Origin of the sequence: Streptomyces sp. So13.3 (assembly GCF_005860785.2) — a bacterium.
Classification (GTDB): domain Bacteria; phylum Actinomycetota; class Actinomycetes; order Streptomycetales; family Streptomycetaceae; genus Actinacidiphila; species Actinacidiphila fildesensis.
This window is the reverse complement of record NZ_CP048835.1, coordinates 9,013,268-9,032,172: the sequence shown is the minus strand read 5'-3', so window position 1 is coordinate 9,032,172 and position 18,905 is coordinate 9,013,268. Positions and strand designations below refer to the sequence as shown.

Here is an 18,905-nt window from a genome sequence, read left to right as displayed (position 1 = left end):
AGGTGTGCGGACGGATGCGGCTGGGGTCAAGTGAACCGCAGCAACGCCGCTTCCACCAAAGGTTGTAATGGGGACCGTTACCACTGTCACCTGCGGCGATGTGGCAGTACTCGCGGCGCACCGGCCGGCTCGACGGGTTTCGCCCGGGTGGCCGCGACGGAGCGGGCACCCGGGACGGACCTTCGCCGTCCGTCGCCCACGTCCGTTGTCATTGCGCCGCCGCCTCTCCCACAGGGAGCGTGGGCAAGTGGCGTAGGTGGTCGTCAGGGTCCAGGTCGCGGCCCTGCTGGAAGGCGGTGGCGAACGCGTCCATGCCCAGGGCCTCGGTCGCGCGCGCGGTGGCGCGGGCGACGTCGCCGCGTTCGGCCGGGGGAAGCGGGGTGCCGACCGACTCCCGGAGGGCGGCGGCCGTGCCGAGCAGGCCGGCGGCGGGGGTGGATCGGCTCGCCAGTGCCTGAGCGCCGGCCAGCCCTTCGAGTGCGAGCGCGACCGCCCGGGGATCGCCTGTCCTGCGTGCCGCGGTCAAGCCCTCCAGGTGCAGTACGTACGCCTGCTGGGCGTCGCCGCGCTGCTCGGCGACGAAGCCGAGCTGCGCGAGGATCAGCGCCATTCCGGAATGCACACCCATCCTGCGGTTCCAGTCCAGCCAGGGCCGCAGGTGCTTCTCCGCCGCATCGAGGTCGCCCTGCCGACGGGCTCCGAGGGCGAGTCCGGTCTCAGCGAACTGCTCGGCGGGTCGGTGGGACTGCTCGGCGGCCAGCCGTCGGGCCCGTTCGTGGAGCTCTGCGGCGGACCCGTACTCCGCGGTGAGCAGTGCGATCCTGCCCAATCTGGACAACCGGAACGAGACATCCGTCCACAGCTGGAGTTCCTCCGCGATGCGCACGCCGTCGCGGTGCAGACGCGCGGCCTCGTCGTAGTCGCCGGCGATCTCGGCCAGGATCCCCAGTTGTTCGGCGGACTGCAGTTGGCCCCATCGGTCGCCGAGTTCGGCGAACCGGGCCGCACTGTCGACGGCGTGCTCTCTGAGGGCTGTCAGGTCGCCCCGGTAGATGGCTTCCGTGGCGCGGGTGCTGTGCGCCGCCGCGATACCCCAGGAGTCGCCGGCGGCGTGGAACTCGGCCAGCAGTTCTGCCGTCGGAACCCCATCGGACGGAACCCCATCCGACGGAACCCCATCCGACGGGATCTCATCGGACGGACCGGCGAAGCCGCACCGGGCGTGGGCCAGGAACCATCGCGCCCTGGGGTCGGCCGCGTCGTACTCCCCGCCGTTCGGCTGCTTCGGTTGCGCGTGGTCGCCGGCCAGCAGCTCGAACCCGGCCTGCCGCGCCAGCGCGCTGCTGCGGCCCGCGGAACCCCGGTCGAGGGCAGGGACGTCGTCACCGAGGGCGCCGCAGCCCCCGCAACCCAGTGCCAGGTCGAACGATCGCCTGGCCTCACCCATGCGGCCGCGCAGGAACCAGTACCAGGCCAGCGCGTTGACCTGCCGCACCGCCAGATCCGCATCCCCGTCGGCGCCCCCGTCCGGCCTGGACCCGGATGTGGCATCGGCCAGCGCGCTGCGCAGATTGGCGCTGTCGCTGTCGAGCCGACGCAGCCAGCGGCGCTGGTCGGGGCCGTACAGCCACGGTTCGGCGCGTTCGGCCAGCTCGGTGTAGTGGATCCGGTGCCGTCGGCGGGCGGGCCGGGTCTCACCGGCCTCGTCGAGCCGTTCAAGACTGTAGGCGGCGATCGACTCCAGCATCCGGTAGCGGGGGCCGTCCTCGCTGTTCAGCACGGTGACCAGCGAGCGGTCCACCAGCCGGGTCACGACGTCGAGGACGTCGTCGGCGGGTACGTCCTGCGCGGCGCAGACCTCTTCGGCTGCGGGCAGCGTGCATCCACCGGCGAAGACCGCCAGGCGGCTCAGAACGGAGCGCTCGGAGTTCGTCAGCAGCCCCCAGCTCCAGTCGATGACCGCGCGCAGGGTCTGGTGGCGCGCCGGTGCGTCGCGGCGCCCCGCGTTCAGCAGGCGGAAGCGGTCTCTCAGGCGCTCGGCCAGCTCGTGGACGCCCAGGGCGCGCACCCGGGCGGCCGCGAGTTCCAGCGCCAGGGGCATGCCGTCGAGACGCTCGCAGACCAGTGCCACCGCGTCGGCGTTGGCAGGGCCGAGGGCGAATCCCGGGGCGGCAGCCGCCGCCCGTGCAGCGAACAGCTGCACGGCGTCGGACTCCCGCAGCGGCTCGACCGCGTGCAGTGTCTCGCCGGAGATCGCCAGCGGCTCCCGGCTGGTGGCCAGGATGCGCAGTCCGGGAGCGTGCCGCAGCAGGGACTCGGCCAGGTCGGCGACCGGCTGGACCAGGTGTTCGCAGTTGTCCAGGACGAGCAGGAGGCGTCGGGTGCCGAGCGCGTGGGCGAGCCGGTCTTCGGTCCGCGAGGACGGCGGGTCACCGGCGGCGTGATCGCGGATGCCCAGCACGTCGGCCACGGCAGTGGCCACGTCGGCGGTACCTCCGGTCCGTACGGTCTCGGCCGCGAGTTCGATCAGCCAGGTCCCGTCGGGAAAGGCGTCGCGGGCCGCTTCAGCGGCCGCCAGTGCGAGCCGGGTCTTGCCGACGCCACCGGGCCCGGTCAGGGTGACCAGGCGACCCGAGGCGAGCAACCCGCGCACCTGGACGACATCCTGGCCTCGTCCGATCAGGTCGGTCGATGCGGCTGGCAGGTTGGTGCGGGGCGCAGCGTCGGCGACGTCCGGGCCGGGCATCCGAGCCGCGTGGACGGAGGGGGCAGTAGGAGTCGGGTCGGGCACCAGGTCCGGGTCCTGCCGCAGGATCGCCCCGTGGAGGGCGACCAACTCGGGGCCGGGATCGAGCCCCAGCTCATCGGCCAGGTGTTCCGTCAACTCGCGATAGCTCTCCAGTGCCTCGGCCTGCCGGCCCGAGCGGTACAGCGACTGCATGTGGACGGCCCGCAGCCTGTCCCGTAGCGGATGCTCACGGACGAGGTCGCCCAACTCATCGGCCAGCGAACGGTGTTCGCCGAGCTCCAGGCGTATCCCGGCCAGCTCCTCCACCGCCGTCAGCCGTTGCTCGTCCAGCCTGATGGCGGCCGGCTGCGCGAAGGCGTGGTCGCGGAACTCCGCGAACGCCGGCCCGCGCCACAGCGCCAGAGCCTCCCGCAGCAGCGGCACCCGGCCGTGCGCGTCCGGCATCCGGCGGGCCTGCAGCGTGAGCGCGGCGAACCGACCGGAATCCAGCGCGCCGTCCGGTATCTGCAGCAGGTAGCCGGCCGGCCGGTGGACGACCAGCTCCCGGCCGCCGGGCTCGGCGAGCTCCAGCGCGCGCCGCAGTTGCGAGACCGACTTCGGGTACGACGCCGCCATCGACTACCGCGCGGGCTCGCTGGAGGAACAACTCGCCCAGGCCGCCCCGGAAGGGATCGACGTCTACCTCGACAGTGTCGGCGGTGACCACCTGCGGGCAGCCATCGGCGCGATGCGCACCGGCGGCCGGATCGCCCTGGTCGGCGCGATCAGCCAGTACAACGCCACCATGCCGGCCGCCGGTCCCGACAATCTGTTCCAGGCGGCAGCCAAGGAGCTGACCCTGCGCGGCATGCTGGTCAGCAGCTACTTCGACCTCTTCCCCGAGTGGATCGGGCGCGCCGCGGGGTGGCTGGCCGACGGCACCCTGCGCACCGAGGAGACCGTGTTCGAGGGCATCGACCAGGCCCCGGCCGCCTTCCTCGGCATGATGCGCGGCGCCAACACCGGCAAGATGCTCGTCCGGCTGGACGGCTGACGGCCATGACACAACACGCCCTGCTGGTGCTCGCCCACCCGCGCAGTGACTCCCTCACCGCGCAGATCGCCCACCGCACCCGCGAACGCCTGATCGCCGACGGATACACCGTCGACCTGCTCGACCTGTACGCCGAGGGCTTCGATCCCCGCACCGGCCCTGAGGACGAGCCGGACTGGGCAGACCGTGACAAGCACTACTCCCCCGAGGTCCGGGCCCACATGGCACGGATCGACACCGCCGACGTCATCGTCGTGGTCTTCCCGCTCTGGTGGTTCGCCCTCCCCGCCATTCTCAAGGGCTGGATCGACCGGGTGTGGAACTACGGCTTCGCGTACGGCCGCAGCCGTCCTCGTCTGGGCGCCAAAAGAATGCTCTGGATCGGGCTCTCCAGCTACCCGCGCGAACAGTTCACGGAGCGCGGCTGGGACTCCGTCATCGACCGCCAACCCCGGTTGGGCATATCCGAGTTCTGCGGCATCAAGGACGCCACGGTGGAGTTCGTCCACGACTCCCTGAGCGCCGGCCCCCTCGCGCTCACCGCGGCCGACGCCGCCCTCACCGCCTTCCTCGGCGCGCCTGCCCATGCTGTCGAACCTGTCGCACCTGTTCAATGACCGTGCGGGCGACGCCAGGACACCTGACGACACGTACCACCACCGCGGCACCGCCGCACAACCCACAATCGAAGGAGCCACCACACATGAGCGACAACCGCACCCTCACCAACCCTGCCGGACTGCACGATCCCACCCCGTTCGGATACAGCCATGCCGCCTCCGCACCCGGCGAGTCGGTGTTCATCGGCGGTCAGTACGCCTCCGACGAAAGCGGCCAGGTCGTTCCCGGCGACTTCGCCGCCCAGGTCGAACGCTCCGTCGCCAACCTGCGCATCGCGCTCGCCGGCGTCGGTCTCGGCCTGGAACATGTCGTACGACTCGGCTCGTACATCGTCGACCACGACCTGGAGAAGCTGGAGATCCTCGGCAAGGCGCTGCACGGCGCCTGGGCCGACCGGCTGCCCGCCCAGACACTCGTCGGGGTCGCCGCGCTCGCGCTGCCCGGGATGCTCTTCGAGATCGACGCGGTCGCGGTCCGCCCGATCGAGAAGACCGACGCCTGATCCGGGACGGGATCCTGATGGACGGGCACGTCAGTCGGTGACGACCGCCGTGTTCTGGCCGACGGTCAGCAGCCAGCGGCCGTCGGCCTGCCGGGAGACGACGTACAGCGGAGCGCCCTCGCTCTCCTCCCCCGCGGCCAGGTAACGCTGACGGACCTTGACCGCCGCGACATCGGGGCGGATGAAGAACACGTGGATCACCTCGTAGGTGACCTTGCCGTCCCAGTTCGCCGCAGGGAGCACCTCGCGGGTGAACTCCGAGATCGCGTCGAGTCCGATGAGGACCTTGCCGTGGGCCGTCGTCCATACCGCGTCCGGGTGGAAGAGGCCGAGGAACTCCTCGGGGTCCTTGTTCCGCTGGGAGCGCTCGACGGTGGCGACGAGTTCGGTGATTGCTTCGATGGCTGCCGCGTGGGCCGTGGATTCCGTGGTCATGTGGATCATCGTTGTACTTCAAGTGGGGTTCAAGTCAAGCGGGTGATCGCATCGCAATGCGAGCACCGGACGGCATGGGCAGGTCTTCGAACCGCCCAGCGCACTCGCCGCGTTCCGCCCGCTCAATGGCCGCCGTTGTTCGAATCCGGCCGGAGCTGTGGCAAGATTGTTGTCTTACGACAACAGATCACTTGGAGCGACCGTGGAATCCATGTTCGCCCCCGTTCCACGGGGCGCCCGCCTGACGGTTTCCCTCACCCTGGGCGAACCCAGTGTCGTCACGGTCGCCGGAGAAGTCGACCTCGACGGGGTCGGTCCCGTGCGGGACGCGGTGGATCGCGCCCTGGACCATCACCCGCATCTGGTCTTCGACCTGGCCGGCGTGAGCTTCGGCGACTCCACCTTCCTCAGCACCCTTCTGCAGGCCCGCCTCCACGCGCTGGAGCGCTCCGGGAGCGTGATCCTGCTGGCTCCCAGCACCCCGGTTCTGCGTGTCCTGACCATCACCGGCGCCCTGGAGTTGTTCCCGGTCATGAACCAGGAAGAACGCCGACAGGCGGAACCCCGCCGGGACCTCGGCGTCAGCTAGCCGGGTGCGCTTGTCGCCGCGCGTGTTCGATCTCGTTGATGTGATTCTCCGTCCACTCGCGGAGCGCACTGATGGGCTCGGCCAGGCTGCGGCCGAGCGATGTGAGGTCGTAGTCGACCCGGGGCGGGATGGTGGGATGGATCGTGCGGGTGACGAACCCGTCGGCCTCGAGACTGCGCAGGGTTTGGGTCAGCATCTTCTGCGAGACGCCCTCGATGCGTCGACTCAGGTCGGTGTGTCGCATGGTGCCCCCAATGAGGGCGTCCACGACCAGGATCGTCCACTTGCCTGCGATGTGGTCGAGCACCTGGCGGGTCGGGCACTTCGCCGAGAAGGCGTCGGCCGGCAGTCCTGAGGACTCCACGATGGTCTTCATGAAGGGAGAGTAGGGCACTAATTAGTGCCCTCTTCCCGTTGGAGAGCCGCTCTCCAATAGTGACTCACATGACGCATCCCACCATGTCCGTTGCCGAAGCGATCCTCACCCGCCGCACCGTCCGCCACTACCGGCCCGATCCGGTCCCTGCCGCCGCCCTCGACCGACTGGTTGCTCTCGCCATAGAAGCGCCCACCAGTTGGAACCTTCAGGATCGATCGATCGTCGCCGTCACCAGCGACGAGGTCCGCAAGGGTCTGGCCCTGGCCACCGGCGGTCAGCCCCAACCGCAGGAGGCGCCACTCCTGCTGGTCTTCGTGGCCGAGCCCGCGTCCTGGCGCGACGACCACAGCGATGTCCATGAACAGGCGCTCCGCAATGGAGCGTGGAGCGCTGAGTTCGCCACGATGTTCGCCGGGGCATCACACGCATTCCAGGAGGACCTCGAGGAACGTGGCCTGCTGCGTGAGTACGCGGTCAAGGACGCCATGATCGCAGCCACCTACGTCATGCTCGCCGCCACAGAGATGGGACTGGCCACCTCCCCGATGAACGGCTGGGACGAGCTCCAGGTGAAGCAGGCGATCGGCATCGGTGATCGCGACGACCTGGCGATCGCGCTGCTCGTATCCGTCGGATATCCGGCGGAGGAACGACGCCACCCCGGCCGCCGTGGCCGGGAACGCAACGTCTTCCACGAGTCGTACGGATCGCCCAGGGAAACCGCGCGGGCCGAATAGCACCGCGTCCCGGGGCGAGCTTCAGATCCGGCCTGGCCCCGCGAAGTGCGGGGCCAGGCCGGAGGGTTCATCGGCGCCATGCGGTGGTCACCGTCGTGCGGTCACCGCACAGGGACGGGTGCTCTTCGTCCGGCACGCACTGCCCGGTGAGAGATGGCGACGTGAGCAGGCGCGCACGGCGGGTCGTCGGTCGGGGTACCAGGGCGGTGGGGCGGGGCCAGTGTCTTCTACCCCACGACGCATGCGGCGCGCACCACCCCGCCGCGCCGTACATGCTGCCCCGGGCGGCGGCGCACTTCGACGCGGTGACCGCCAACGACTACCTCGGGATGAACCTGCCGACCGGCCTGGTCACGCCGGCGGGGTGTCGTAGCCGGTCCACGCGTGGAGCTTGTCCAGGTTCACCACCAGCCACACGTGCGTGATCAGACCGTCGCACACCTCCAGGGCGAGGACCGCGACGGTGGTACCGGCCACGCGCACCGCCACGCCGGGAGTGCCGTTCACCTCGTCCTCGACGAGATCGACTTCAGGTTCCTTGCGCATGAGACCGAGGAAGAGGCGGGCCACCTTGTCCCGGCCGACGACCGGGCGCAGAGCCGCCCGGACCTTGCCGCCGCCATCGCTGCGCGACTCGACATCGGGATCGAGCAGGGCGACGAGGGTGTCGAGGTCGCCGGTCTCGCACGCCTCGCGGAACGCGGAGACGACCTGGCGGTGTTCCCGCGCCGTGCTGGGGCCGGGTCGTCGCTCGGCAAGCCGTCGGCGGGCGGACGAGGCGAGCTGGCGGCAGGCCGCAGGGGTGCGGCCCACCGTCTCGGCGATCTCGGCGAACGGCATGCCGAAGACGTCGTGGAGGACGAACGCGACGCGTTCCGCGGGCGTCACCGAGTCCAGGACCACCAGCATCCCCATGCCGACCGATTCGTCGAGCGTGATCCGGTCCGCCGGATCGTCCGCCCCCGCTCCCCCGGTGCTGGTCCAGGTGGCGCTGTGCCGGACGGGCTCGGGCAGCCATTCACCCGTGTAGCGCTCACGGCGGACCCGCGCCGAGGCGAGCTGGTCGAGGCAGATCCGCGAGGCGACCCGGGTCATCCAGGCCAGCGGTACCGCGATCGCCCGCTGCTCCTCCTCGGACAGGGCGTACCAGCGGGCGTACGTCTCCTGCACGACGTCCTCGGCGTCCTGCACGGAACCGAGCATCCGGTAGCCGAGGTTCAGCAGCCCGCGCCGCTCGGCCATGAGGGAGCCGAGCGTGGGGTTCTGGACCGAACCGGGTGGGGTGGGCACGGCGTCGTCATCCTTCCTGGGTGACGTACTGGGTGAGCCATTCGTCGAAGGTCCGAGTGCCCCGAGGGCCCGGCCCGTTCGGCAGCTGACCGCCCCCGGTCATGGCCGCACCGGTGGCACCGGGCATCTTCACCGGCAGCAGCAGACGCCGCTGATTCCTGGCTCGCAGCAGCCTGCGCGCCATGTCGACGAGCTGCTCGACGCGCGGCCCGGCGAGATCGGGGGCCATACCCTGCGCCGGGGCCAGAGTGAGTTGCACGAGGTGCTGTGCCACTTCCCGGGCCGCGACCGGCTGGGTCTGCATCCGGGGCACCACCGCGAAGGGGCCCGGAACCCGATCGAGAATCTGCCCCGCGAACTCGTGGAACTGCGTGGCCCGCAGCACCGTCCACGGCGTCGACCCCTCCTTCAACACCTCCTCCTGACGGAGTTTGCCCTGGTAGTAGCCGAGGCCGACCCGGTCGATGCCGACGATCGACAGCACCACGTGGTGCCGTACGCCGGCCCGTACGCCCGCGTCCAGGAGGTTGCGGCCGACGGTGTCGAAGAACGCGACCGCCTTCTTGGCACTCGTGGTCGTCACGTTGCTCACGTCGACGACCGCCTCCACCCCTTCCAGCACGGCGTCGAGCCCCGCCCCGCCCGCGAAAAGGTCCACACCTCGTGACCGGGCCAGCACCAAAGGATCGTGCCCTGCCGCGGTCAGCTCCTCGACCACGTACCGTCCGACGAGTCCCGTTCCGCCTGCCACTGCCACTCTCATGCCGGGCCCCTTCTTCGCGCTCACGCTTCCGTCGTTCATCGTGCATCACCCTGCCGCGCGGGGAGGATCGGTACCAGCAGCAGCGCCGCCGACAAAACCAGCGCGGCCAGGAAGACGACATTGAGTACCTGGTCCCGCGTCCCGTACATGTCGAGGTGCTGTACCTGATAGCTGAAGTGCAGCACGTTGAAGACCAGCCACGCCGCACCCGCCGTCTGCACCAGCCGGTTGTTCCGCACCTGGCCCAGCGCGATGAGCGTCAGCACGGACAGCGCCAGGAACATGGCCCCGCGTCCTTGGCGAGGTGCTCGTTGTACGGGCCCAGCTGCGGCAGCCAGCTCAGCCCGAAGCCGGGGAAGTTCCTGTACCACCCGGTCGGGGAGCAATAGGCCCAGACCCCTGTGTACAGGCCGACCACGGCCAGGAGGCCGAGACTGGCGTACCGGAATTTTGTGTTCATACCTCTATGACGGCACAGCCCCCGCCGATGTGAGGTGAGCCGCCCGCGACGGTGGGAAGCCGGCCGCGTCTCGCCCCCGGACCCCGGTGTCGACCTGCCCGGGAGCCCGGCCCCCCGTTCGGCCACCGCACCAGCAGTTCGTCCTCGCCCGCGACACGGGAAGCAACGCCGTTCCTCCTGCGCGTCCGCCTGGTGCCGACCGGGGCCGGCGGTCGGTGGGGAGACCCGGACTACTGGGGAGGAAGCCCACCCCACTGCGGCGACGGTGCGATGCCGGGCACCCCCAGGCCGTACGGTCGGGTCATGCGCATCGTCTCCCTGCTCCCCGCGGCCACCGACATCGTGGCCGAACTCGGTCTGGCCGCGGAACTCGTGGGCCGCACGCACGAGTGCGACTGGCCGCCGGCACAGATCTCGTCCGTGCCGGTCGTCACCTCGGCCGGATTCTCCTCCGAGGAACTGAGCAGTCGGGAGATCTCGGCCGCCGTCGGCGGGAGCGCGCACAGCGGGTCCTCGCTCTACACCCTCGACGTCGACGCGCTGGCCGCCGTGGCTCCCGACGTCGTACTCACCCAGGACCTCTGCGACGTGTGCGCGGTGTCGTACAGCAGCGTGGTCGAAGCGGTGCGGGTGCTGAACGGGGACGAGGGCGGGGACGGGCCCAAGGTCCTGAGTCTGGAACCCCGCACGCTGGACGACGTATTGGACTGTCTCGTACGCGTGGGGGATCTGCTGGGCGTCCGCGGGATCGCTCTGGAACGCCGGGCCGAGCTGCGGGGACGCCTCGCCACCGTGCGGTCACTGGTGGCGGGACGACCCCGGCCGCGCACGGTCGCCATCGAATGGCTGGACCCGCTGTGGCCCGCCGGCCACTGGGTTCCTGAGCAGATCACCAGTGCGGGAGGCGAACCGCTCCTCGCGTCGCCGGGCGAGCACACCAAGCCGATGGAGTGGCAGGCGGTGCGCGCCGCACAGCCCGAAGTCCTTCTGCTGCTGCCGTGCGGCTTCCACCCGGACCGCACCGAACGCGAGCGCGAGCTGCTCACCGGGCTGCCGGGCTGGGACGAACTGCCCGCCGTACGCAGCGGCCAGGTGTGGGTCCTGGACGGTCCGGCGTACTTCAACCGGCCGGGCCCGCGTGTCGTCCGCGGTGTGGAGGTGCTCGCACATGTCCTTCATGGCGTGCCGGCGGGGGAACCGGTAGGGGCACACGAGGCGAGGCGCCTGAGCTGAGAGGTGGCTCGAACCCAGCGAGCCCCTTTCGGACGACGGCCGAAGAGAGGCAGACACGTGCCGCGTGCGGAGCATGTCACCAGGGGCCGTGGTAGGCCAGGTTCACCGTCAGGGCTGCCACCGCGGTGACGAAGAAGACGGCCCATCCTTGGAGCTGACGGGAGCCCACCCGCAGGTGGGCGATGAGTGCGCCGGTGAAGTACAGCACGAGGCCGGTTGCGGCGAGCGTGCCCAGCAGTGGCACCGCGAACCCGGCGAGCAGCCCCAAGGATCCCATCGCCAGCAACGTGCCCAACCGTGGTACCCAGGACCGGGGCACACGCTTCATGTCCGCCTGGGCCTTGGGGTAGTCGTGGCCGATCAGGTAAGTGACGGCGGCTATGCCGTTGAAGACCGCGCCGAGGATGGTGACCGTGACGTAGGCGGCGAACATGAACTCTCCTTGTCCGTGGGGATCATGCGGGTGAATGCTCGCTCGACGACGGGTCAGCCGTGGGACTCCGATGCCGCGGTCGAGGCGAGGAATTCCAGGATCCGGGTGTCCACTTCTTCCGCCTCGGTCATCGGGAGGCCGTGGTGGGAGACCCCGGGAATGATGGCCACCGTGGCGTTGCCCAGCAGCATGCGGGCAACGGCGGCCGCCTTGTGACTGTCGTGCGCGCGGCTGTTCTCCGCGAACAGGGCCAGGGTCGGTACGTCGAGCGCCCGTAGCCCGGCGGGCTGGGGGCGGCCGCCGGTGACGATGCGGCCGCGCGGGAATTCTGCGGCCCGGCCGTACAGCTGGAGCCACGCGTCGCTGAATGCGGCACCGCCGGTCTCCCATGCGAGGAACGCGCGGGCGCGCCGTGCCGTGGGCCGCGCGAGCATCGGGAGTGCGTGGAGGAGGTAGCCGGGCTTGAACCCGGCGAAGCTCTGCGTCGGGTCGAGCAGTATCAGGCGGCGCACTCGCTCAGGGGATTGGAGGGCGTGGTTGAGCGCGATCCAGGCCCCGTACGAGTGCCCGCAGACGTCGGTGCGTTCCAGGCCGAGGCCGTCGAGGGTTGCGTCGAGCCAGTCGCACAGGTCCGTCGTGGTGCGGATGCTCTGCCCGCCGCGCACGCTGAGTCCGGGCTCGCCGATCCGGTCGATGGCGTACAGGCGCCGGGTGCGGCTCAGTCGGGCCGCATTCGCGTACCAGCTCGCGGCCGTCGTCCCGCCTCCGTGGAGCAGCACCAGAGGTTCGCCGTCCTGCGGTCCGCAGGTGTTCACGTGGGTGACGCCATACGGGGAGGTGAGCGCGAGCGGTTCGACCAGCATTCCCCAGTCGGCAAGAACCGCATGGTACGCAGCGTCGAACCGCGCGCTGTCGCCGCGCGTCGGGCTGCCTGTCATCGGACCTCCTCCAGCACACCCCAAACGTCTCTCGTTCGACGAGATACTCGTTTGGCGAGATACTATGCACCGACGTCGATCAGGGGAAGGCCGGTGGCATGGGCGAGGCAGACGACCCCCGGATGCAGACGGTGCATCTGCTGCGCGCGATCACCGTTGAACTGCATTTGTCCGCCGGTGGGTTCGCCGAACGCAATGGCCTGCACCCCACGGACCTGCGGGCGTTGATCTCCCTGCTGGACGCCGCGCGCGCGGGCACGCCGGCGACTCCGGGGTGGCTGGGCGCCCAACTGGGCCTCAACTCGGCCGGAACGACGGCACTGGTCGACCGACTGGAGCGGCTGGGACATGTGCGGCGCACGCGGGACGGGCAGGACCGACGACGCGTGCTGATCGAGGTATCCGATGCGGCGGCCGCCCTCGGGCGGTCGTTCTTCGGACCGCTGATCGAAAACGTGCTGGGCGTGGCCGATGCGTTCGATGCCACCGAACTCGCCACCATCGACCGCTTCCTGCGCGGCGTCACGGAAGCGGTGGCCTCGCCGAGGACCCGTGGGTAGTCGGACCGAGGCCTGTTTGCATGTGTTCGCAATTTCGGTCGGTTGTGTTGACAGGTGTTCAGGTCCTCCCCTTTGCTGGGCCTCGACCCCGCCGCCCTGGTCACGTCTGACAACGTTGTCAATGGGTTGTGGACGGCAGAGCGACCACGAAGCGAAGCGCCTCATGAACTCCTCCTCCCCCACTGAAGGAAGTCAACGATGAGACACCTGTGGAGACTCGCACCCCTGTGGGTGCTGGCGCTGCTGGCCACCGTGCTGGCCGTGAGCAGTGAGCCGGCGCAGGCCGCGACCACGTCGATCAGCGTGGACGGCAGCCAGGGCGGGCGGACCTTCGACGGCATCGGCGCGATCAGCGGAGGCGGCGGCAACTCACGGCTGCTGACCGACTATCCGGCCGCGCAGCAGTCGCAGATCCTGGACTACATGTTCAAGCCGGGCTACGGCGCGAACCTGCAGTTGCTGAAAGTGGAGATCGGCGGGGACGCGAACTCCACCGACGGGTCGGAACCGTCGATCGAGCACTCCCGCGGCACCGTCAACTGCAACGCCGGGTACGAGTTCTGGCTGGCCGAGCAGGCCAAGGCTCGCAACCCCGACATCGGGCTGTACGGTCTGGCCTGGGCCGCACCGGGGTGGATCAACGGCGGTTTCTGGTCCACCGACACCGTCAACTATCTGATCTCCTGGCTGGACTGCGCCAAGCAGCACAACCTGACCATCAAGTACCTCGGCGGCTGGAACGAGCGCGGGCATGACGCCAACTGGTTCGTCCAGCTGCGCTCCGCGCTCAACTCGCACGGCTACAGCGGCGTCCAGCTGGTCGCCGACGACAGCGGCTGGGGCGTCGCCGACGACATGGCGAACAACTCCGCGTTCAACAACGCCGTCTCGATCATCGGCGCGCACTACTCGTGCGAGGGCGGTGACGGCGGCAACGCCCACACCTGCTCCAGCACCACGGCGGCGAAGAACAACGGTAAGCCGCTGTGGGACAGCGAGAACGGCTCGCAGGACATGAACACCGGGGCCCCGGCCCTCATCCGTTCCATCACCCGCGGCTACATCGACGCGAAGATGACCAGCTACTTCAACTGGCCGCTGATCGCCGCGATCTACCCCAACCTGCCCTACAACACCGTCGGGCTGGCCACCGCCGGCTCCCCCTGGTCGGGCAACTACACCATCGGGGCCAGCACCTGGGCCACCGCGCAGGTCACCCAGTTCACCAAGCCTGGCTGGAAGTTCATCGACTCCGCGTCGGGGTACCTCGGCGGCACCGAGTCCAACGGCACCTACGTGACCGTCAAGTCCAACACGAGCGCGGACTACTCCACCATCCTGGAGACCACGACCTCCGGCTCCTCGCAGACCGCGAACTTCACCGTCAAGGGCGGCCTGTCCACGGGCACCGTCCACGTGTGGGCCACCGACGTCAACAGCCCCAGCAGCGCGTCGTCGTTCGTGCACACCCAGGACATCACACCGAACAACGGGTCGTATTCGCTGACCATGCAGCCGGGCTATGTCTACACGGTGAGCACCCTGGGCGGCCAGGGCAAGGGCACCGCGACCGCGCCGGCCGCCCATGCCCTGGCGCTGCCGTACAGCGACACCTTCGACGGCAACGGCAGTGGCACCGAGGCGAAGTACCTCTCGGACATGCAGGGCTCCTTCGAGGTCCAGCCCTGCACCGGCCGATCCGGCCAGTGCGTGCAGCAGATGGCTCCGGTCAAGCCGATCGAGTGGCAGGACGACTCCGACTCCTACGCGCTGATCGGCGATCCCACCTGGTCGAACTACACCGTCAGCTCCGATGTCTACCTGCGCGGCGCGGGAACGACCGAACTGCTGGGGCGCGCCAACACCCAGCAGCGGCCGCAGTCGCACATGAACGCGTACTACCTGCGGATCCGTGACACCGGCCGGTGGTGGATCGAGAAGATGTACACCGACGGATCCAACCACACCCTGGCCACCGGGACGACGACCGCGCTGGGCACCGGGCAGTGGCACAACCTGTCGTTCACCTTCCAGGGCTCGCAGATCAGCGCCAAGCTCGACGGCAACCAGTTCGGGTCGGTGACCGACTCCTCCTTCCAGACCGGACAGGCCGGTCTCGGTATCCAGGGCTACCGCACCGACCAGTTCGACAACCTGTCCATCACCCCCGGCACCGGAGGCAGCACCGGAACCGGCCAGGTCAGCTCGGTGCTCAATGCCGCCAAGTGCCTGGACGACTACACCGCCTCGACCACCCCGGGCGCCGTCGTCGACCTCTGGGACTGCAACAGCTCCTCCGCCCAGCAGTGGACCATCAGCAACGGATCCGTGCGCGCCGCCGGCCTGTGCCTCGACGTGATCGGCGGGGCCACCGCCAACGGATCGCTCGTGAACCTATGGACCTGCAACGGCGGCGCAAACCAGCAATGGACGGTCAGCAACGGCACGCTGGTCAACCCCGCGAGCGGCCGCTGCCTCGACATCCCCGGCTTCACCACCACCAACGGCACCCAGCTCGAGATCTGGGACTGCAACAACGGATCCAACCAGAAGTGGAACCTGCCTCTGTGATCCGGCCGTGACGCGACTCGGGCGGGGGCCGGCGACGGTTCCCGCCCGAGCTGCTCTCCGACCCCGTGTCCGTGGCGTGCACTCTGCCGGGAAATACTCCGGGCACGGATGAGCGAGCGCGGGTGGACGGAGCGCGGACCGCGCCCTACCTCGCGCCGCACCATCAGGGCCGGGGCCTTGGATCGGCCGTCCTGCACGCGGTATTCGCCCGCACCGACGCTCAGGGTACGACCGTCCGCCTGAACGTCCTGCAGGGCAGCGCCGCCCGACGGTTGTACGAACGCCACGGATTCGTGGTGGAAGCCCAGGACCCGATCGATGTCTTCATGGTGCGCCTCCCGGAGGCGGGCACCGACCTGTCCGGCTGACCGGCACCGACCTGAGGGCCGGCAGCCGCGCCGTCGGGCCCCGGACCCGCGGGCGGAGTGCTTCCGCGAGCGGATCCGGGGCCCGACCGTAGCGAGGAAAGGCATCCGCGAGGGCGTGAACGGGGGTGTCAGCCGTCGCGCGGGCCGGTTACGGCCACGGGTTCGGATTGTCCGGGCATTCCTTCCAGGCGAGGCGATAGATGGTGTTGACGCTGCCGTCCGTCGAGTCCATCGTCATGAAACTCGTGGTCTTCTTGTCCGAGCTCCCGAGATTGACCCGCAACTCCGTGTTGATGTTGAAGTTGCGAATCTCCCCGCAGGGGGCCCAGACCAGCGCGCCGACGTCGGTCACGTCCGAGGTCTGCCAGTTGTCGCTGTACGGGCCGCGGAACGAGTGGACCTTGCGGTCCGTCTGCGACGAGCCCTGGAAGTAGTAGCCGGCCCGTTCCTCGCTGCTGGCCCCTCGCTCCAGGGACGCGAAGCCGCGGTAATCGGCCTGGGCAATCGCGTAGGTGAAGCCCTGGGGCACGAAGACCCGCAGGTTGAGCTGGCAGTTCTTGCGGAAGTCGGTCGGCAGGGCCCCGGCGCCCACCTGAGCGAGGTAATCGCTGTAGGTGACGGTGAAGGCAGTGTTGTCGGGAGAGACGGCGATGGCGGCCGTCCCTTCACGACAGCCGGAGCCGTTGACGGTCGCGACCTTGATCACGATCTTGTCGGGCGGCGGTTCCGCTGCCGACGCCTGCTGGGGGGAGACGGTCGCGGCCATGAGGGCCACGATGGCTCCGCCTGCGGCAAGGAATCCGGACATGAATTCTCCAATCGGCCGTGTTCACGTCGTGGAGGCTGGGTGAGCCTCCAGTGAAGGCCGTGTACATGCCAGCACCTCGGGGGCCTTGCTGAACAGAGCGAGAACCGGCCGCGGATAGCCGCCCGGAATTCGACCGCAGAGATACCGGCCACAATCGCTTCGACCGGAAAGAGCATTGCTGCGGGCGACCGGACGGAATCGAATTCACGTGCCCGACGGAAATCAGAAATCGGAAACCACCCGGCGGGGCGCTGCCGGCAGGTGTTCGTCCCCTCGGCCCGGCCACCCGGACGGACCACGGGTGCCCGCCTGGCCGACGGCGGCGCCGCCCGGGGTGTTGCTCCGCACTCCGGACGGCTGGCGGATCGAGCGCCTCATCCAACATCGCAGCTGGGAGTACGGCAACAAGACCTCGGTTGCCGAAGCGATCGCCCGCTCGGAGCGGGTCTGAGAACATCAACTGCCGGGTTGGCACCGCCGCCGAGCAGCGACCCGCCCCGAGGCCCTGGGGATGCACTCAATGAGGCAGCAGGACGAGCTCCATCTCGTATGCCGTGATCACGAGTTGAACCCGGTCCCGGGCGCCCAGTTTGGCCATCAGTCGTGATACGTGCGACTTGGCGGTGGCCACCGTGATGAAGAGATCGTCCGCGATCTCGTGGTTCGTCCGGCCGAGTCCGATGAGGGTCAGGACCTCCCGTTCCCGCTCGGTGATGCCCTCGACGGGTCGTGGGGAGCGCTTCGGGGCGGTACCGGGGCGCCCGACGAAGTCGGCGATCAGTCGGCGTGTCACACCTGGCGCGATCAGCGCATCGCCGGCGGCGACCACGCGGATCGCCGCGAGGATGTCGTTCAGCGCCATGTCCTTCACCACGAAGCCGCTCGCGCCGGCCCGGAGCGCGCCGTAGACGAGGTCGTCCTCGTCGAAGGTGGTCAGGACGAGGACCCGGGTCGTTGCCGGGCCGGCGGTGATCAGGCGAGTGGCCTCGATGCCGTCCATGCCCGGCATCCGGATGTCCATCACCACGACGTCGGGGCTGATGTCCCGCACCAGTTGGACCGCCTCGATGCCGGTGGCGGCTTCGCCGACGACCGCCAGGTCGGGATGATCGGCCATGATCATGCGCAGACCGGACCGCACCAGCGGCTGGTCGTCGGCGAGTACGACGCGAACGGTCATCGGGCCTCCACGGGGGCGGCGACAAGTTCGGGCAGCGGCAGCCGGGCCGTCACCCGGAAGCCGCCTTCGGGACGCGGCCCGGCGCTGAGGTGACCGCGCAGCAGGCCGGCCCGCTCCCGCATGCCCACGATGCCGAAGCCGTGGGCCGAGCCGTTCGTAGCGGTGCCGCGCCCGTCGTCGACGACCTCCACGGACAGCTCCTCGTCCCCGTAGTCGATGAGCACCCGGCAACGTCCGATGCCCGCGTGGCGGACCACGTTGGTCAGCGACTCCTGGACGATACGGTAGGCGGACAGGTCGATGTCAGCCGGCAAGGAACGCTGTGCCCCACTGCGGTGCACGTCGACACGCACCCCCGCCTCGGCTGTGGCCGCTGCCAGCCGTTCGATGTCTGCCAGACCCTGTGAGGGCGCGAGCGGTGCCTGCCCCGAGGCCGCCGCGTCGAGGTCGGCCTGACGGAGCGCCACCAGGGTGCGCCGCAGGCCCGACAAGGTCTCTCTGCTGGTGGCCTCGATGGCCCGCAGCGCCTCACCGGCCTCCGCGGGCCGGGTCTGGACGACCTGGCTTCCCGCGCCGGCCTGGATGGCGATGATGGCGATGCTGTGTGCGACCATGTCGTGCAGTTCCCGTGCAATCCGCAGCCGTTCGGCGGTCACGGCCTCGGCCACTTCCTGCGAACGCAGCGCCACCGCGTGCTCGCGGCGCTCGCGACTGAGCAGACCGACCGTGCAGGCTGCGGCCATCGCCAGGAGGGCGATCACGACGTTGACGGTCACGTTGTCGCCGTGAGCGAAGCCGCCGATGACCAGGAGCTGCACGGCGAACGACACGGCCACGCCTGCGATCGCAGCTCGCCGGGTGCAGGTGGCGACGATGAAGCCCAGGACGAGGTCCACCGCCAGATACGACAGGAACTGGCCCTGGTATCCCACGGCCCGGTTCACATGGACGGAGCTCGGAGTGCCCACCACCACGGCGGTGGATCCGACGAGCGCCATGGCCAGAGCCGGCAGCGGCATCCGTCGCAGCACCCCGACGAGCAGGCTCACGGCCAGCATCGCACCGACAGCGTGGAGCGTGCCCGAAGCCTGGCTCGCACCCCCGATCAGCAGACCCACCACCAGGACGTAGAGGACGCCCCCCACCCAGGCCATGGCCTTCGTTCTCGTCATCGGCGGTGTGCTCGGTCGACAGGGAGACCGCGATGCGCAAGGCACACGGACAACAGGGTGGTCGGTATGGCGTCCATGCCGCGA

General features: G+C 69.6%; 21 protein-coding genes and 1 pseudogene. 10 read left to right on the top strand and 12 right to left on the bottom strand.

Features of this window, described 5'->3' with window-relative positions; translation table 11 throughout:
- Positions 1-208 precede the first annotated feature (208 nt).
- Positions 209-3,364 (bottom strand): BTAD domain-containing putative transcriptional regulator, encoded by a 3,156-nt coding sequence (locus tag C8250_RS40380; protein WP_138352017.1) that lies wholly within the window; start codon positions 3,362-3,364, stop codon positions 209-211.
- On the opposite strand from C8250_RS40380, the gene C8250_RS40375 reads away from it, so the two are divergent.
- The 3 genes from C8250_RS40375 (at position 3,363) to C8250_RS40365 (ending at position 4,905) form a co-directional block, all read left to right on the top strand.
- Complete coding sequence (locus tag C8250_RS40375) at positions 3,363-3,782, top strand: zinc-binding dehydrogenase (protein WP_244809931.1); 420 nt, start codon at positions 3,363-3,365, stop codon at positions 3,780-3,782. The two genes, C8250_RS40380 and C8250_RS40375, sit on opposite strands and share 2 nt — an antisense overlap.
- A gap of 5 nt (positions 3,783-3,787) precedes the next feature.
- A complete protein-coding gene (locus C8250_RS40370) occupies positions 3,788-4,399 on the top strand; it encodes an NAD(P)H oxidoreductase (RefSeq protein ID WP_138352018.1) in 612 nt (203 codons plus the stop codon).
- An 86-nt stretch (positions 4,400-4,485) separates the two neighbouring features.
- Positions 4,486-4,905: a RidA family protein gene (locus C8250_RS40365; RefSeq protein ID WP_138352019.1), complete on the top strand. Its 420-nt coding sequence runs from the start codon at positions 4,486-4,488 to the stop codon at positions 4,903-4,905.
- 30 nt (positions 4,906-4,935) lie between these two features.
- On the opposite strand, the gene C8250_RS40360 is transcribed toward C8250_RS40365, so the two are convergent.
- Positions 4,936-5,349: an SgcJ/EcaC family oxidoreductase gene (locus C8250_RS40360; protein ID WP_187145179.1), complete on the bottom strand. Its 414-nt coding sequence runs from the start codon at positions 5,347-5,349 to the stop codon at positions 4,936-4,938.
- Positions 5,350-5,551: 202 nt separating this feature from the next.
- Here C8250_RS40360 and C8250_RS40355 point away from each other — a divergent pair, with 202 nt between their 5' ends.
- Entirely contained in the window at positions 5,552-5,929 is a 378-nt protein-coding gene (locus C8250_RS40355) for an STAS domain-containing protein (protein WP_138352021.1), read from the top strand.
- Here the strand turns inward: C8250_RS40355 and C8250_RS40350 are convergent.
- Positions 5,922-6,305, bottom strand: a complete 384-nt coding sequence (locus C8250_RS40350) for a helix-turn-helix domain-containing protein (RefSeq protein WP_138352022.1) — start codon at positions 6,303-6,305, stop codon at positions 5,922-5,924. The genes C8250_RS40355 and C8250_RS40350 overlap by 8 nt on opposite strands.
- Positions 6,306-6,373: 68 nt before the next feature.
- On the opposite strand from C8250_RS40350, the gene C8250_RS40345 reads away from it, so the two are divergent.
- On the top strand, positions 6,374-7,045 hold the full coding sequence (locus tag C8250_RS40345; protein WP_187145178.1) for a nitroreductase family protein: 672 nt from the start codon (positions 6,374-6,376) through the stop codon (positions 7,043-7,045).
- Positions 7,046-7,396: 351 nt separating this feature from the next.
- Here the strand turns inward: C8250_RS40345 and sigJ are convergent, their stop codons facing one another.
- From sigJ to C8250_RS44170, 4 genes are read right to left on the bottom strand one after another with little or no spacing between them, the layout of a single operon-like run.
- The gene (gene sigJ, locus C8250_RS40340; RefSeq protein ID WP_138352101.1) at positions 7,397-8,287 is read right to left on the bottom strand and encodes an RNA polymerase sigma factor SigJ; all 891 of its coding nucleotides are present in this window, start codon (positions 8,285-8,287) and stop codon (positions 7,397-7,399) included.
- A gap of 55 nt (positions 8,288-8,342) precedes the next feature.
- Entirely contained in the window at positions 8,343-9,098 is a 756-nt protein-coding gene (locus tag C8250_RS40335) for an NAD(P)H-binding protein (RefSeq protein ID WP_138352024.1), read from the bottom strand.
- Between the two features lie 35 nt (positions 9,099-9,133).
- Positions 9,134-9,382: a hypothetical protein gene (locus tag C8250_RS44175; RefSeq protein ID WP_244809702.1), complete on the bottom strand. Its 249-nt coding sequence runs from the start codon at positions 9,380-9,382 to the stop codon at positions 9,134-9,136.
- Positions 9,358-9,558 (bottom strand): hypothetical protein, encoded by a 201-nt coding sequence (locus tag C8250_RS44170; protein ID WP_232485913.1) that lies wholly within the window; start codon positions 9,556-9,558, stop codon positions 9,358-9,360. The genes C8250_RS44175 and C8250_RS44170 overlap by 25 nt, the downstream gene beginning before the upstream one ends.
- A gap of 303 nt (positions 9,559-9,861) precedes the next feature.
- Here C8250_RS44170 and C8250_RS40325 point away from each other — a divergent pair, with 303 nt between their 5' ends.
- The gene (locus C8250_RS40325; protein ID WP_138352025.1) at positions 9,862-10,791 is read left to right on the top strand and encodes a cobalamin-binding protein; all 930 of its coding nucleotides are present in this window, start codon (positions 9,862-9,864) and stop codon (positions 10,789-10,791) included.
- Positions 10,792-10,867: 76 nt separating this feature from the next.
- On the opposite strand, the gene C8250_RS40320 is transcribed toward C8250_RS40325, so the two are convergent.
- Together C8250_RS40320 and C8250_RS40315 are read right to left on the bottom strand one after the other, a co-directional pair.
- Entirely contained in the window at positions 10,868-11,224 is a 357-nt protein-coding gene (locus tag C8250_RS40320; protein ID WP_138352026.1) for a DoxX family protein, read from the bottom strand.
- A gap of 53 nt (positions 11,225-11,277) precedes the next feature.
- Positions 11,278-12,162: an alpha/beta hydrolase gene (locus C8250_RS40315; RefSeq protein ID WP_138352027.1), complete on the bottom strand. Its 885-nt coding sequence runs from the start codon at positions 12,160-12,162 to the stop codon at positions 11,278-11,280.
- A gap of 98 nt (positions 12,163-12,260) precedes the next feature.
- On the opposite strand from C8250_RS40315, the gene C8250_RS40310 reads away from it, so the two are divergent.
- The 3 genes and pseudogenes from C8250_RS40310 to C8250_RS40300 all read left to right on the top strand — a co-directional run.
- Entirely contained in the window at positions 12,261-12,722 is a 462-nt protein-coding gene (locus C8250_RS40310; RefSeq protein WP_232485914.1) for a MarR family transcriptional regulator, read from the top strand.
- Between the two features lie 198 nt (positions 12,723-12,920).
- Complete coding sequence (locus C8250_RS40305) at positions 12,921-15,293, top strand: ricin-type beta-trefoil lectin domain protein (protein WP_138352028.1); 2,373 nt, start codon at positions 12,921-12,923, stop codon at positions 15,291-15,293.
- Positions 15,294-15,439: 146 nt separating this feature from the next.
- Positions 15,440-15,661: pseudogene (locus C8250_RS40300) on the top strand (GNAT family N-acetyltransferase); the annotation flags it as partial.
- A 148-nt stretch (positions 15,662-15,809) separates the two neighbouring features.
- Here C8250_RS40300 and C8250_RS40295 read toward each other — a convergent pair.
- The gene (locus C8250_RS40295) at positions 15,810-16,469 is read right to left on the bottom strand and encodes a DUF4360 domain-containing protein (protein WP_138352029.1); all 660 of its coding nucleotides are present in this window, start codon (positions 16,467-16,469) and stop codon (positions 15,810-15,812) included.
- A gap of 301 nt (positions 16,470-16,770) precedes the next feature.
- Between C8250_RS40295 and C8250_RS40290 the strand changes: the two genes are divergently transcribed.
- Positions 16,771-16,920 (top strand): hypothetical protein, encoded by a 150-nt coding sequence (locus C8250_RS40290; protein ID WP_164293149.1) that lies wholly within the window; start codon positions 16,771-16,773, stop codon positions 16,918-16,920.
- 66 nt (positions 16,921-16,986) lie between these two features.
- On the opposite strand, the gene C8250_RS40285 is transcribed toward C8250_RS40290, so the two are convergent.
- Positions 16,987-17,649, bottom strand: a complete 663-nt coding sequence (locus tag C8250_RS40285) for a response regulator transcription factor (RefSeq protein ID WP_138352030.1) — start codon at positions 17,647-17,649, stop codon at positions 16,987-16,989.
- Entirely contained in the window at positions 17,646-18,821 is a 1,176-nt protein-coding gene (locus C8250_RS40280; RefSeq protein WP_138352031.1) for a histidine kinase, read from the bottom strand. The genes C8250_RS40285 and C8250_RS40280 overlap by 4 nt, the downstream gene beginning before the upstream one ends.
- Between the last annotated feature and the right edge of the window lie 84 nt (positions 18,822-18,905).